The organism is Enterobacter sp. T1-1 (genome assembly GCF_000710795.1).
Classification (GTDB): Bacteria; Pseudomonadota; Gammaproteobacteria; order Enterobacterales; family Enterobacteriaceae; genus Enterobacter; species Enterobacter cloacae.
This window is the reverse complement of record NZ_JALW01000052.1, coordinates 30,107-42,564: the sequence shown is the minus strand read 5'-3', so window position 1 is coordinate 42,564 and position 12,458 is coordinate 30,107. Positions and strand designations below refer to the sequence as shown.

Sequence of the window (12,458 nt, the reverse complement as noted above, 5' to 3'; positions counted from 1 at the left end):
GGGCCATTATCAGGCAGGACGCCTTGTTAAGCCGCCGGGGGACAGGACGTTCATCCAATAGTTGTCTTCGGGAGTGGGAAATGAAGCCTTTTTTGCGCTGGTGTTTCGTTGCGACAGCTTTAACGCTGGCAGGATGCAGCAACTCTGCCTGGCGTAAGAGCGAAGTCCTCGCAGTGCCATTGCAACCGACTTTGCAGCAGGAAGTGATTCTGGCACGCATGGAACAAATTCTTGCCAGTCGGGCTTTAACCGATGACGAACGCGCACAGCTTTTATATGAGCGCGGAGTGTTGTATGATAGTCTCGGTCTGAGGGCATTAGCGCGAAATGATTTCTCACAAGCGCTGGCTATCCGACCTGATATGCCTGAAGTATTCAATTACTTAGGCATTTATTTAACGCAGGCAGGCAATTTTGATGCTGCCTATGAAGCGTTTGATTCTGTACTTGAGCTTGATCCAACTTACAACTACGCGCACTTGAATCGCGGTATCGCATTGTATTACGGCGGTCGTGATAAGTTAGCGCAAGATGATCTGCTGGCGTTTTATCAAGACGATCCTAATGATCCTTTCCGTAGCCTGTGGCTTTACATCGTTGAGCAGAAGCTCGATGAGAAGCAGGCAAAAGAGGCACTGAAACAGCGCTTCGACAAATCGGACAAGGAACAGTGGGGATGGAACATTGTCGAGTTCTACCTGGGCAACATTAGCGAAGCAACGCTGATGGAACGCCTCAAGGCGGACGCAACGGATAACACCTCGCTCGCTGAGCATCTCAGTGAAACCAACTTCTATTTAGGTAAGTACTACCTAAGTCTGGGGGATAAGGACAGCGCTACGGCACTGTTCAAATTAGCGGTTGCTAACAACGTACACAACTTCGTTGAGCACCGTTATGCATTGTTGGAATTATCGCTCTTGGGCCAGGAGCAAGATGACCTGGCAGAATCGGACCAGCAATAGCTGACGACATAAACATCAGCCCGTAATCTTTTTGATTGCCATCACCTTCACTGGTGAGGGCGTTGTTGTTCGTCAATACACCTAATTTGAGCCGGTTCACACTTTTCAATGAAAATTGCAGATCATTTTCACGATGAGCTAAGTAGACTGGCCGCCATTGACATTGAGGCACTCGTACTACATGGCTGAATTCGAAACCACTTTTGCAGATCTGGGCCTGAAGGCTCCTATCCTTGAAGCTCTTAACGATCTCGGTTACGAAAAACCATCTCCGATCCAGGCAGAATGTATCCCACATCTGCTCTCTGGTCGTGACGTGCTGGGCATGGCCCAGACTGGTAGCGGCAAAACCGCAGCATTCTCGCTGCCGCTGCTGAACAACATTGATCCGGACCTGCGTGCACCGCAGATCCTCGTCCTGGCTCCAACCCGTGAACTGGCGGTTCAGGTTGCGGAAGCGATGACGGAATTCTCTAAACACATGCGCGGCGTAAACGTGGTAGCCCTGTACGGCGGCCAGCGTTATGACGTGCAGTTACGCGCCCTGCGCCAGGGCCCACAGATTGTTGTCGGTACGCCGGGCCGTCTGCTGGATCACCTGAAGCGCGGTACACTGGATCTCTCTAAACTGAGCGGTCTGGTACTGGATGAAGCCGACGAAATGCTGCGTATGGGCTTCATCGAAGACGTAGAAACCATCATGGCGCAGATCCCGGAAGGTCACCAGACCGCTCTGTTCTCTGCCACCATGCCAGAAGCAATCCGTCGCATTACCCGCCGCTTCATGAAAGAGCCGCAGGAAGTGCGCATTCAGTCCAGCGTTACCACTCGCCCGGACATCAGCCAGAGCTACTGGTCTGTGTACGGCATGCGCAAAAACGAAGCGCTGGTGCGTTTCCTGGAAGCGGAAGATTTTGATGCGGCGATTATCTTCGTTCGTACCAAAAACGCGACCCTGGAAGTGGCTGAAGCCCTGGAGCGTAACGGCTACAACAGCGCAGCGCTGAATGGCGACATGAACCAGGCTCTGCGTGAGCAGACGCTGGAGCGTCTGAAAGACGGTCGTCTGGATATCCTGATTGCAACCGACGTGGCAGCACGTGGTCTGGACGTTGAGCGTATCAGCCTGGTTGTAAACTACGACATCCCAATGGACTCCGAGTCTTACGTTCACCGTATCGGCCGTACCGGTCGTGCAGGTCGTGCGGGTCGTGCCCTGCTGTTCGTTGAGAACCGCGAGCGCCGTCTGCTGCGTAACATTGAACGCACCATGAAGCTGACCATTCCGGAAGCGGAGCTGCCAAACGCAGAACTGCTGGGCAAACGCCGTCTGGAAAAATTCGCCGCGAAAGTCCAGCAGCAGCTGGAAAGCAGCGATCTGGATCAGTACCGTGCGCTGCTGGCGCAGATTCAGCCGACCGCTGAAGGCGAAGAGCTGGATATCGAAACGCTGGCTGCAGCACTGCTGAAGATGGCACAGGGCGAACGTACCCTGATCGTGCCACCAGATGCACCGATGCGTCCTCGTCGTGAGTTCCGCGATCGTGACGATCGCTTCGAACGCCGTGGTGACCGTAACGATCGTGGCCCACGTGGTGACCGTTCAGAGCGTGGTGGCGAAGACCGTCCACGTCGTGAGCGTCGTGACGCTGGCGAAATGGAACTGTACCGCATTGAAGTGGGCCGTGATGATGGTGTTGAAGTTCGTCATATCGTTGGCGCGATCGCGAACGAAGGCGACATCAGCAGCCGTTACATCGGTAACATCAAGCTGTTCGCATCTCACTCCACCATCGAGCTGCCAAAAGGCATGCCGGGTGAAGTACTGCAGCACTTTACTCGCACCCGCATCCTGAACAAGCCGATGAACATGCAGCTGCTGGGCGATGCACAGCCACGTCCTGACCGTGGCGGCGAACGTCGTGGCGGTGGTCGCGGTTTCGGTGGCGAGCGTCGTGAAGGCGGTCGTAGCGAAGGTCGCGGTGGTGAAGGTCGTCGTTTCTCCGGTGAACGCCGTGATAGCCGTGGCCCACGTCGTGAAGAAGGCACCAGCCGTCGTCGTTTCGGTGACGCGTAAGCCTTTCGTTTCTGACGTAAAGTAATATATACAGCCCCGATAAAGACTATCGGGGCTTTTTTTATTTCCTTTGTACTCTTGTACTGGTACAGTGCAGCACATTAAAATGCAAACCACATTTTTGACTGGAGATATGGCTGTATGGCGACACTAACCACCACCCAAACGTCACCTTCGCTGCTTGGCGGCGTGGTGATCATCGGCGGAACCATTATTGGTGCCGGGATGTTCTCCCTGCCAGTGGTCATGTCCGGTGCGTGGTTCTTCTGGTCGCTGGCTGCGCTGGTCTTCACCTGGTTCTGTATGCTCCATTCAGGGCTGATGATCCTTGAAGCCAACCTGAACTACCGCATTGGCTCCAGCTTCGACACCATCACGAAAGATCTGCTGGGTAAAGGCTGGAACCTGGTGAACGGCCTTTCCATCGCGTTTGTGCTCTACATCCTGACCTACGCGTACATCTCAGCAAGCGGCTCGATTCTGCATCACACCTTTTCGGAGATGTCGCTGCACGTTCCGGCGCGTCTGGCCGGGTTGTGCTTTGCGCTGGGTGTCGCGTTTATCGTCTGGATGAGTACCAAAGCGGTGAGCCGGATGACGGCCATCGTACTGGGCGCAAAGGTCATCACTTTCTTTCTGACCTTCGGTAGCCTGCTGGGGCACGTTACCCCGTCAACACTGTTTAACGTGGCTGAAACCAATACGTCGTACACGCCGTATCTGCTGATGACCCTGCCGTTCTGTCTGGCGTCGTTTGGCTACCACGGCAACGTACCGAGCCTGATGAAGTACTACGGCAAAGACCCGCGGACAATCGTCAAGTGCCTGGTTTACGGTACGCTGCTGGCGCTGGGGCTGTATGTGATTTGGCTGCTGGGGACGATGGGCAACATCCCGCGTCCTGAGTTTATCGGCATTGCGCAGAAGGGCGGGAATATAGATGTGCTGGTGCAGGCGCTGAGCGGTGTACTGAACAGCCGCAGTCTGGATCTGCTGCTGGTGGTATTCTCCAACTTTGCGGTTGCGAGCTCTTTCCTCGGCGTGACGCTCGGCCTGTTTGACTATCTGGCGGACCTGTTTGGCTTTGATGACTCCGCGATGGGGCGCTTCAAAACCGCACTGCTGACCTTCCTGCCACCGATGGTGGGCGGCCTGCTGTGGCCGAACGGCTTCCTGTACGCCATTGGTTATGCCGGTCTGGCGGCTACCATCTGGGCGGCAATTGTGCCGGCGCTGCTGGCGCGTAAATCCCGTCAGCGCTTCGGTAGCCCGAAATTCCGCGTCTGGGGCGGTAAACCGATGATTGCACTGATTCTGGTGTTTGGTGTTGGTAACGCGCTGGTCCACGTGCTGTCGAGCTTTAATCTGTTGCCGGTATATCAGTAAGTTTTTGTGCCGGATGGCGGCTACGCCTTATCCGGCCTACGCGATCCCGTAGGCCCGGTAAGCGAAGCGCCACCGGGCAAAAAAACTACCCCACCAACTCCTCTTTCACCTGCATCGCCAGCTCAAACGAGTGCAAACGCGCCTGATGATCGAAAATCTGGCCGTTAACCATAATCTCATCAGCCTGCGTTTCGCGCAGCACCGCCTCAAGCCCGTGACGCACCTTCGCTTTATCTCCCACCAGCGACATGCTCAGAGCCTGTTGAACACCATACTGCTCGGAAGCTGACCACAGCTGATGCATATTCTCCACCGGCGGTGGAAGCTGGCCGGTCTCACCGCGACGCAGCTTCACAAACGCCTGCTGCATGGAGGTAAACAGGAATTCCGCATCGCGATTGCTGTCGGCGGCAATGATATTGATACACACCATCGCGTACGGTTTCTCCAGCCTTTCAGAAGGTTTGAAGTTCGTGCGGTAGAGATGCAGCGCCTGATGCAGCATATCCGGTGCGAAGTGGGAGGCGAACGCGAAGGGCAGCCCCAGCTGTGCAGCAAGCTGCGCGCTATAAAGACTTGAGCCTAACAGCCATACCGGGATCTTCTCGCCATAGCCCGGCACCGGGCGCACGTGCGGGTTCGGGTCACGCGCATCGAACCAGTCCACCAGTTCAGCCACATCACGCGGAAAATTGTCGATGTCACCGCTCATATGGCGACGCAGGGCGCGCATGGTGGGCTGGTCGCTGCCCGGCGCACGGCCAAGGCCTAAATCAATACGGCCCGGGTAGAGGGTATTCAGCGTACCAAACTGCTCGGCGATCACCAGAGGAGCATGGTTTGGCAGCATCACGCCACCGGATCCCAGGTGCAGGGTGGTGGTGTTCGCGGCCAGGTAGCCAATCAGCACAGACGTTGCTGCGCTGGCGATGCCGACCATGTTGTGATGCTCCGCCAGCCAGTAACGGTGATAGCCACGCTTTTCGGCCAGTTGAGCCAGATCGAGAGAGTGCGAAAAGGCTTCTCTTGCCGAGGAGCCTTGTGGGATCGGCGCCAGATCCAGCACCGAAAACGGAAGGGTTTTGTCAGTCATAACAGCTCACTTTGTCGACGGTCAATCTTTAATACTGCATTAAATAATGATAACCGTTGTTAACAAAGTGAGCCTTTTTCAGGCCTGCAGCTCCAGTCCGGCCAGCCGCTTCCAGTAGCCGTTACAGTCACTGTTTGCCGTCAGCGGCAGCGGCGATGCGCCGTTTTCATTGGCGCGAAAAGCATCCAGCATGGCAAACACGCTGGTGTCCAGCGGGGACAGACGCACCATGTCCACCAGTCCGTCCATCGACGCCAGCTCGTTACCAAGGTTATACACATAACCACTCATGGTCTGAATGCCGTTCAGGAAAAACACCTGCTGATTCTCCTGCGACAGCATGCTGCGTCCGTTCGGGTACTTGATGCAGCAGGTTTCGCACTCGTCTTTCGGGCGATCTTCAGAGCGGGCAGTGAAGCAGCGGGCAGAGTACGCCAGCGGCAGATGACCATAGCTCAACACTTCCACTTCAAACTGGTTGCGAATACCCAGCTCGTCACACTGGTTCAGGAGGTTTACCAGCCAGTCACGCGACAGCTCTACCGGCATGCACCAGCGCGTCATCCCCTGTTTCAGCAGCAGGCGCAGGGTCACGGCGTTATAGCAGTTCAATGCATGGCCCGCGACAAACGGCAGCTTGCGTTCGGCGCACATGTTCACCACGCCCAGATCGCTGGCCTCCAGCAGAAACTCGCCGTTCTCCACGTAGCGCTTCAACTCACCCAGTTCAGATGAGGCCTGTACCAGCGCCAGCGTAGAGAGCACCACCTGTTTGCCGCTCCCGGCCAGGCTTTTCGCCATCTCCAGCCAGTCGCCTGCTTTGGTGGCACGGCGCTTGCTGCATACCGCTTCGCCAAGGTAAATCACATCGGCGCTGCTCGTCGCGGCCTGTTGATAAAAATCTTCCAGCGTCTCTTTTGGCCAGTAGTAGAGCACCGGTCCTAATGAATATTTCATGGTTATCTCACTGCCATTTACGGTGATACGCGCCAAGCGTGGTTTGGGTGCCTTCAGACATTGCGCCGAGCGTCTCCATCCAGGCCGATTGCGGGGCGTAGTTCTGCGGATCTGCCATGCAGCGGTCAATGGCCTGACGCCAGACTTTCGCCACCTGACTGACGTAGGCCGGGCTGCGCTGGCGACCTTCAATCTTCACTGAGGCAATATTAGCGGCCAGCAGTTCCGGCAGCAGTTCCAGCGTGTTGAGGCTGGTGGGTTCTTCCAGCGCGTGATAACGCTCGCCGTCAACCAGATAGCGGCCTTTGCACAGCGTCGGGTAGCCAGCGTTTTCACCGTCCTGATAGCGGTCAATCAGTACCTCATTCAGGCGAGATTCCAACCCCTGTGGCGTTTGCTGCCAGCGAACAAAGCGGGCAGGCGAGCATGCGCCAACGGTATTAGGGGATTCACCGGTTAAATACGAGGAGAGATAGCAGCGGCCTTCAGCCATGATGCACAGGCTACCAAAGGCAAAAACTTCCAGCGGCACTGGCGTGACGCGCGCGAGTTGCTTAACCTGATGAATAGAGAGCACGCGCGGTAAAACCACCCGGGCCACGTCAAAATTTTGATGATAAAAACGTATCGCCTCTTCGTTGGTGGCAGAGGCCTGAACAGAGACATGGCGCTCAATATGAGGATAGCGTTCTGCCGCATACTCTAGCATGGCGAGATCGGCCAGAATCAGCGCATCGGCACCCAGCTGTGCTGCCATATCCACTGCGCGCTGCCAGCGGGCATAGCCATCAGGATGGGCAAAGGTATTGATGGCAATATGCAATTTGCGGCGGTGCTGATGTACGAAGTTAACGGCTTCCTGAAGCTTTTTCTCCGTAAAGTTGAGGCCAGCAAAATGGCGGGCGTTAGTATCATCTTTCAGCCCGATATAGACCGCATCGGCCCCATTTTCGATGGCCGCCTTAAGCGCCGGAAGGTTTCCGGCAGGGCAGAGCAGCTCCATAATTTATCCTGATGTCGTCGAGAGCAAAAATGTTAACGAGCTGGGATTTTAATTAACCCATACGCGACAATTTTTGATTTAAGGCAGCTAATGGCGTATTGATGGCACCAATAATGAGGTACACCGGACGACGGTTTGTTGATTTACGCCGCTATGTTCTCCTCCGGATATGGCAAAATACCCGGACTATCGCTATCAGGGAGTAAAGCTCGTGCTGGATAAACTGCGTTCACGTCTCGTACAATTTGGTCCATCAATGCTGAGCGTGCCGGTAAAACTGGCGCCGTTCGCGCTTAAACGTCAGGTGCTGGAGCAGCTCCTGAGCTGGCAGTTCCGCCAGGCGCTGCAGGAAGGCGAACTGGCGTTCCTGGAAGGCCGCTGGTTAAGCATTGAAGTGCGTGATATCGGTCTGCGCTGGTTTACCTCCGTCGAGAATGACCAGCTGATTGTGCGCCAGTCCGCCGACGCGGATGTGAGCTTTAGCGCCGACGCCTGCGATCTGCTGATGATCGCCGCGCGTAAGCAGGATCCGGATACCCTCTTTTTCCAGCGCCGTCTGGTCATTGAAGGCGATACGGAACTGGGTCTGTACGTCAAAAATTTAATGGATGCCATTGAGCTGGAGCAGATGCCAAAAGCGCTGCGCGTGATGTTAATGCAAATGGCAGATTTCGTTGAGGCCGGGCTGAAAAACCCGCCTGACAGTAAACATACTTCAGTAGGTGAGCCATGCTGATTCGAGTCGAAATTGGGATTGATGCACCGGGTATCGATGCGTTGTTACGCCGCTCTTTTGCGAGCGACGCAGAAGCCCAACTGGTCCACGATCTCCGCGAAGACGGCCTGATCACGCTGGGGCTGGTTGCCACCGATGACGAAGGTCAGGTGGTGGGCTACGTTGCCTTCAGCCCGGTAACCGTTCAGGGTGAAGAATTACAGTGGGTAGGAATGGCGCCGCTGGCGGTAGATGAACACTATCGTGGACAAGGGCTGGCACGTCAGCTGGTGTATGAAGGGCTGGACTCGCTCAATGAGTTTGGCTATGCCGCGGTGGTGACGCTGGGCGATCCTGCTTTCTATGGTCGCCTGGGCTTCGAGCCGGCGGCGCAGTACGATCTCCGCTGTCGCTGGCCGGGAACCGAAACTGCCTTCCAGGTGCACCGTCTGGCGGATGACGCGCTCAACGGCGTAAATGGCCTCGTGGAGTATCACGACCATTTTAATCGCTTCTAATCAGGCTTTCACACAGCGCCTCAAACGATCCGTCTCCGGTGACGAGGCGCTCTTTCTGGCGCTTCGTTAACTGCTTAATGCGGTATTCCACTCTTAACGCCAGCGATCTGTCACCCACGGGGGCAGAAAAGGCGAGCGTCAATTCTCCTTTCCCCCGCAGCGCTTTTGCCCCTTTTCCCGTTTGATGCTGAAGAAAACGCCGCGCCACATCGGTCGTGATCCCGGTGTAGAGAGCGTTATCGGCGGTACGGACAAGATAGAGAAACCAGCACACGGTAAACAGATTCAGTATGTTAAGGTGAACGCACCATAGCATGAGAGAGAACGAAAATGGAAACTCTGGCTGCCATTAACCGCTGGCTGGCGAAACAGCATGTTGTCACCTGGTGCGTGTATGACGACGGTGAAATGTGGTGCGCGAATGCGTTTTACTATTATGACCCTGAGCGCGTTGCGTTTTATGTGATGAGTGAAGATAAAACGCGCCATGCGCAGATGACCGGTCAGCAGGCGAAGGTGGCAGGGACAGTTAACGGTCAGCCTAAAACGGTGGCACTGATCCGTGGGGTGCAGTTTAAAGGGGAGATCCGTCGTCTGGATGGTGAAGAGAGCGACGCGCGCCGTAAGCACTACACGCGCCGCTTTCCGGTAGCCGCCGCCTTAAAAGCCCCGGTGTGGGAAATCCGCCTTGATGAGCTGAAATTTACCGACAACACGCTGGGCTTTGGCAAAAAGCTGCACTGGCTACGCGCCGAGCAGGCGTAGCGCTTCGCGGTTGAACGCCGGCAGATCGTCCGGGGTTCGGCTGGTGATCAGCTGGTCTTTGTCGTTGACCACCTCCTGATCGTAAAACTCGGCCCCCGCGTTTTTCAGATCGACAACGATCGGTTTCACGGCAGTGAGTTTACGCCCGCGCACCACATCCGCGCTGATAAGCAGTTGCGGACCGTGGCAGATAGCAAAGACCGGTTTTCCGGTGGAGACAAAATCGCGGGTGAACGTTACGAAGCGCTCGTCGCCGCGCAGGGAGTCCGGTGAATGACCGCCGGGTAACAGCAGGGCATCAAAATCAGACGGGCTGACGTTATCGATGGTCTCATCGATGGTCACGCTGGCCTCGCCCTTATGGCCTTTCACCGTTTTTCCCGCCTCTTTCTCAATGGTGATGACCTCATGTCCCGCCTTGCGGAACGCCTCAGCAGGTGAGGTGAATTCTGAATCTTCAAACTCGTCGGTAATCAGGACTGCGATTTTTTTACCCATGCTTCCTCCGTTGTTTTCGCTTCAGACTGTTTTTTTCCCGTTTGTGGTAAATACTTACCGGTAACAGACTTCTAAGTGTGGTTGACCATGCTGAGTTCGCAAACGGACTATTCTGTAAAGGGGATGAAATGAGTCAGGTATTGATTACGGGGGCAACCGGGCTGGTGGGCGATCATCTGCTGCGGCTGCTGATCCAGGATCGCAGGGTGAACTACATTGCGGCCCCGACACGTCGACCGCTGGCGGACATTTCTGGCGTCTTTAATCCTCACGATCCACAGCTGACCGACGCACTGGCGCAGGTGCAGGATCCCATCGATATCGCCTTTTGCTGCCTCGGGACAACGCGGCGTGAGGCGGGCAGTAAAGAGGCGTTTGTTCATGCCGACTATACGCTGGTGGTCGATACGGCGCTAACGGCGAAAAAGCTGGGTGCCACCCATTTTGTGGTGGTCAGCTCGCTGGGCGCCAGCGCCCGCTCGCCGTTCTTTTACAGCAAGGTGAAGGGCGAGATGGAAGAGGCCCTGATTGCCCAGAAGTGGGAGCGGTTGACAATAGTCCGTCCCTCCATGCTGCTGGGGCATCGCGACGAGCGTCGTTTTAACGAGTCTATGTTTGCCCCGTTGTTCCGCATTCTCCCCGGTAACTGGAAATCCATCGAGGCGCGCGATGTGGCGCGTGCGATGCTAAAAGAGGGGCTGTCACCATCGCAGGAGGGGGTGAATATCATCCCTTCGGCGAAACTGCGTGAAATCGCGCAGGGCGAGGCGTAAACTCCCCCGGCTAATTAAATAACACTCTCCGGGGAATGCTATGACTGGTCAGTCTTCATCTCAGGCGGCAACACCTGTCCAATGGTGGAAGCCCGCGCTCTTCTTTCTCGTGGTCATTATCGGCCTCTGGTATGTGAAATGGCAGCCGTACTACGGTAAAGCCTTCACTGCCGCCGAAACGCACAGCATCGGTAAATCTATTCTCGCTCACGCTGATTCCAGCCCGCTTCGCGCGGCGTGGGATTATGCCATGGTCTATTTCCTTGCCGTCTGGAAAGCCGCCGTATTAGGCGTCATTCTGGGCTCGTTGATCCAGGTGCTTATCCCGCGTCACTGGCTGGTGAAAACCCTGGGGCAGCCACGTTTTCAGGGCACCCTGCTGGGGACCATTTTCTCCCTGCCGGGCATGATGTGTTCGTGCTGTGCCGCGCCTGTTGCTGCCGGTATGCGCCGTCAGCGAGTCTCTATGGGCGGTGCGCTGGCGTTCTGGATGGGCAACCCGCTGTTAAACCCGGCAACGCTGGTGTTTATGGGCTTTGTCCTTGGCTGGCATTTCGCCTTTATCCGCCTGGTGGCCGGTCTGCTGACGGTGCTGGTGGTGGCAACGCTGGTGCAGAAATGGGTGAAAGATAACGCCGTTGAACCGGCCGCCATTGAGCTTGATGTCAGCGAGCCACAGGGAAGCTTCTTTGCGCGCTGGGGGAATGCACTGTGGCAGCTTTTCTGGAGCACCATTCCTGTGTATATCCTGGCGGTGCTGGTTCTCGGGGCCGCACGCGTCTGGCTATTCCCGCATGCCGACGGCGCCATCAACAATACCCTGATGTGGGTCATTGCGATGGCCATTGCCGGTTGTCTGTTTGTGATCCCAACGGCGGCTGAAATTCCGATTGTTCAGACCATGATGTTGGCCGGCATGGGCACCGCACCGGCACTGGCGTTGCTCATTACCTTGCCTGCCATCAGCCTGCCGTCGCTTATCATGCTGCGTAAGTCATTCCCGGCGAAAGCGCTGTGGCTCACCGCAGGGCTGGTGGCGTTGAGTGGGGTGATTGTGGGGGGGATTGCGCTTCTGTGAAAAAAGCCCGGTGGCGCGAGTGCTCACCGGGCTTACAGTCAGGTGGGAATTACTTAATGTAGGTAAATGCGGTGGTGACGTGTTTCACGCCGCTCACCCGGCTGGCGATATCGGCCGCCGCTTTCCCTTCACGATCGGTAACCAGACCCAGCAGGAACACTTCGCCGTTTTCGGTCGTCACTTTCACGTTGGATGATTTCACCTGGTCTGAACCCAGCAGCTGGGAACGGACTTTGGTGGTGATCCACGTATCATTGGAGGCGGTACCAAGGCTGATTGGCTGCCCCTGACGGACTTCGTTGAAGACTTCCGCAGTGCCCTCTACGCCCATCGCGATCTGTTTCGCGCGGCTGGAGAGTTCGCTATTTGGCGCCTGGCCTGTCAGCAGCACTTTGCCCTGGTAAGCCGTCACGTTGATGCGCGCTTCTTTCTTAATTTGCTCGTCTTTCGACAGCGCACTGTTGACGCGCAGCTCCAGCGTGCCGTCATCTACCTGGGTGCCAACGGTGCGCGGATCGGTCGCTGCTTTGGTGCCGACGGCAGCGGTACCCACAACAGCCGCAGCGATACATCCCTGCAGCAGTAATGCAGACATAAGGACTGCGAGGGTCGATAAAGCCTTCATGAGAA

Annotated in this window: 15 protein-coding genes; 9 read left to right on the top strand and 6 right to left on the bottom strand. The window is 56.1% G+C overall.

Translation table 11 applies throughout. The features are described from left to right. The first annotated feature begins 80 nt into the window (after window positions 1–80). The 4 genes from nlpI to mtr all read left to right on the top strand — a co-directional run bounded on the left by nlpI (window position 81) and on the right by mtr (window position 4,428). Window positions 81–965, top strand: a complete 885-nt coding sequence (gene nlpI, locus AK59_RS0117420; protein WP_013098912.1) for a lipoprotein NlpI — start codon at window positions 81–83, stop codon at window positions 963–965. Between the two features lie 108 nt (window positions 966–1,073). After that, a complete protein-coding gene (gene yrbN, locus AK59_RS1000000125015; RefSeq protein ID WP_097533792.1) occupies window positions 1,074–1,154 on the top strand; it encodes a protein YrbN in 81 nt (26 codons plus the stop codon). After that, window positions 1,147–3,042: a DEAD/DEAH family ATP-dependent RNA helicase gene (locus AK59_RS0117415; protein ID WP_013098911.1), complete on the top strand. Its 1,896-nt coding sequence runs from the start codon at window positions 1,147–1,149 to the stop codon at window positions 3,040–3,042. Before yrbN ends, AK59_RS0117415 begins: the two co-directional genes overlap by 8 nt. 141 nt (window positions 3,043–3,183) lie before the next feature. Beyond that, window positions 3,184–4,428, top strand: a complete 1,245-nt coding sequence (gene mtr, locus AK59_RS0117410) for a tryptophan permease (protein ID WP_013098910.1) — start codon at window positions 3,184–3,186, stop codon at window positions 4,426–4,428. An 85-nt stretch (window positions 4,429–4,513) separates the two neighbouring features. Here mtr and AK59_RS0117405 read toward each other — a convergent pair whose 3' ends face one another. From AK59_RS0117405 to ubiU, 3 genes are all read right to left on the bottom strand, one after another. Next, on the bottom strand, window positions 4,514–5,521 hold the full coding sequence (locus AK59_RS0117405; protein ID WP_023621081.1) for a luciferase-like monooxygenase: 1,008 nt from the start codon (window positions 5,519–5,521) through the stop codon (window positions 4,514–4,516). A gap of 78 nt (window positions 5,522–5,599) precedes the next feature. Beyond that, window positions 5,600–6,478 carry a U32 family peptidase gene (locus AK59_RS0117400; RefSeq protein WP_029883385.1) on the bottom strand — a complete coding sequence of 293 codons (879 nt, stop codon included), beginning with the start codon at window positions 6,476–6,478 and terminating at the stop codon, window positions 5,600–5,602. 7 nt (window positions 6,479–6,485) lie between these two features. Beyond that, a complete protein-coding gene (ubiU, locus tag AK59_RS0117395) occupies window positions 6,486–7,481 on the bottom strand; it encodes a ubiquinone anaerobic biosynthesis protein UbiU (RefSeq protein WP_020687338.1) in 996 nt (331 codons plus the stop codon). Between the two features lie 211 nt (window positions 7,482–7,692). On the opposite strand from ubiU, the gene ubiT reads away from it, so the two are divergent. Then, window positions 7,693–8,217, top strand: a complete 525-nt coding sequence (gene ubiT / locus AK59_RS0117390; protein ID WP_029883384.1) for a ubiquinone anaerobic biosynthesis accessory factor UbiT — start codon at window positions 7,693–7,695, stop codon at window positions 8,215–8,217. After that, entirely contained in the window at window positions 8,211–8,714 is a 504-nt protein-coding gene (locus AK59_RS0117385; RefSeq protein WP_020687336.1) for a GNAT family N-acetyltransferase, read from the top strand. Before ubiT ends, AK59_RS0117385 begins: the two co-directional genes overlap by 7 nt. Here the strand turns inward: AK59_RS0117385 and AK59_RS0117380 are convergent. Further along, window positions 8,701–9,030, bottom strand: coding sequence for a GIY-YIG nuclease family protein (locus AK59_RS0117380; protein ID WP_020687335.1), 330 nt, complete (start codon window positions 9,028–9,030; stop codon window positions 8,701–8,703). The genes AK59_RS0117385 and AK59_RS0117380 overlap by 14 nt on opposite strands. A gap of 14 nt (window positions 9,031–9,044) precedes the next feature. Here AK59_RS0117380 and AK59_RS0117375 point away from each other — a divergent pair, with 14 nt between their 5' ends. Beyond that, window positions 9,045–9,479 carry a YhbP family protein gene (locus AK59_RS0117375; protein ID WP_013098903.1) on the top strand — a complete coding sequence of 145 codons (435 nt, stop codon included), beginning with the start codon at window positions 9,045–9,047 and terminating at the stop codon, window positions 9,477–9,479. Here AK59_RS0117375 and AK59_RS0117370 read toward each other — a convergent pair. Continuing rightward, window positions 9,459–9,977 (bottom strand): type 1 glutamine amidotransferase domain-containing protein, encoded by a 519-nt coding sequence (locus AK59_RS0117370; RefSeq protein WP_013098902.1) that lies wholly within the window; start codon window positions 9,975–9,977, stop codon window positions 9,459–9,461. The genes AK59_RS0117375 and AK59_RS0117370 overlap by 21 nt on opposite strands. Window positions 9,978–10,105: 128 nt before the next feature. Here AK59_RS0117370 and AK59_RS0117365 point away from each other — a divergent pair, with 128 nt between their 5' ends. Further along, on the top strand, window positions 10,106–10,750 hold the full coding sequence (locus AK59_RS0117365; RefSeq protein WP_013098901.1) for an NAD(P)H-binding protein: 645 nt from the start codon (window positions 10,106–10,108) through the stop codon (window positions 10,748–10,750). 40 nt (window positions 10,751–10,790) lie between these two features. Next, on the top strand, window positions 10,791–11,828 hold the full coding sequence (locus AK59_RS0117360) for a permease (protein WP_029883383.1): 1,038 nt from the start codon (window positions 10,791–10,793) through the stop codon (window positions 11,826–11,828). Window positions 11,829–11,877: 49 nt separating this feature from the next. Here AK59_RS0117360 and dolP read toward each other — a convergent pair whose 3' ends face one another. Further along, a complete protein-coding gene (gene dolP, locus AK59_RS0117355) occupies window positions 11,878–12,453 on the bottom strand; it encodes a division/outer membrane stress-associated lipid-binding lipoprotein (RefSeq protein WP_013098899.1) in 576 nt (191 codons plus the stop codon). Between the last annotated feature and the right edge of the window lie 5 nt (window positions 12,454–12,458).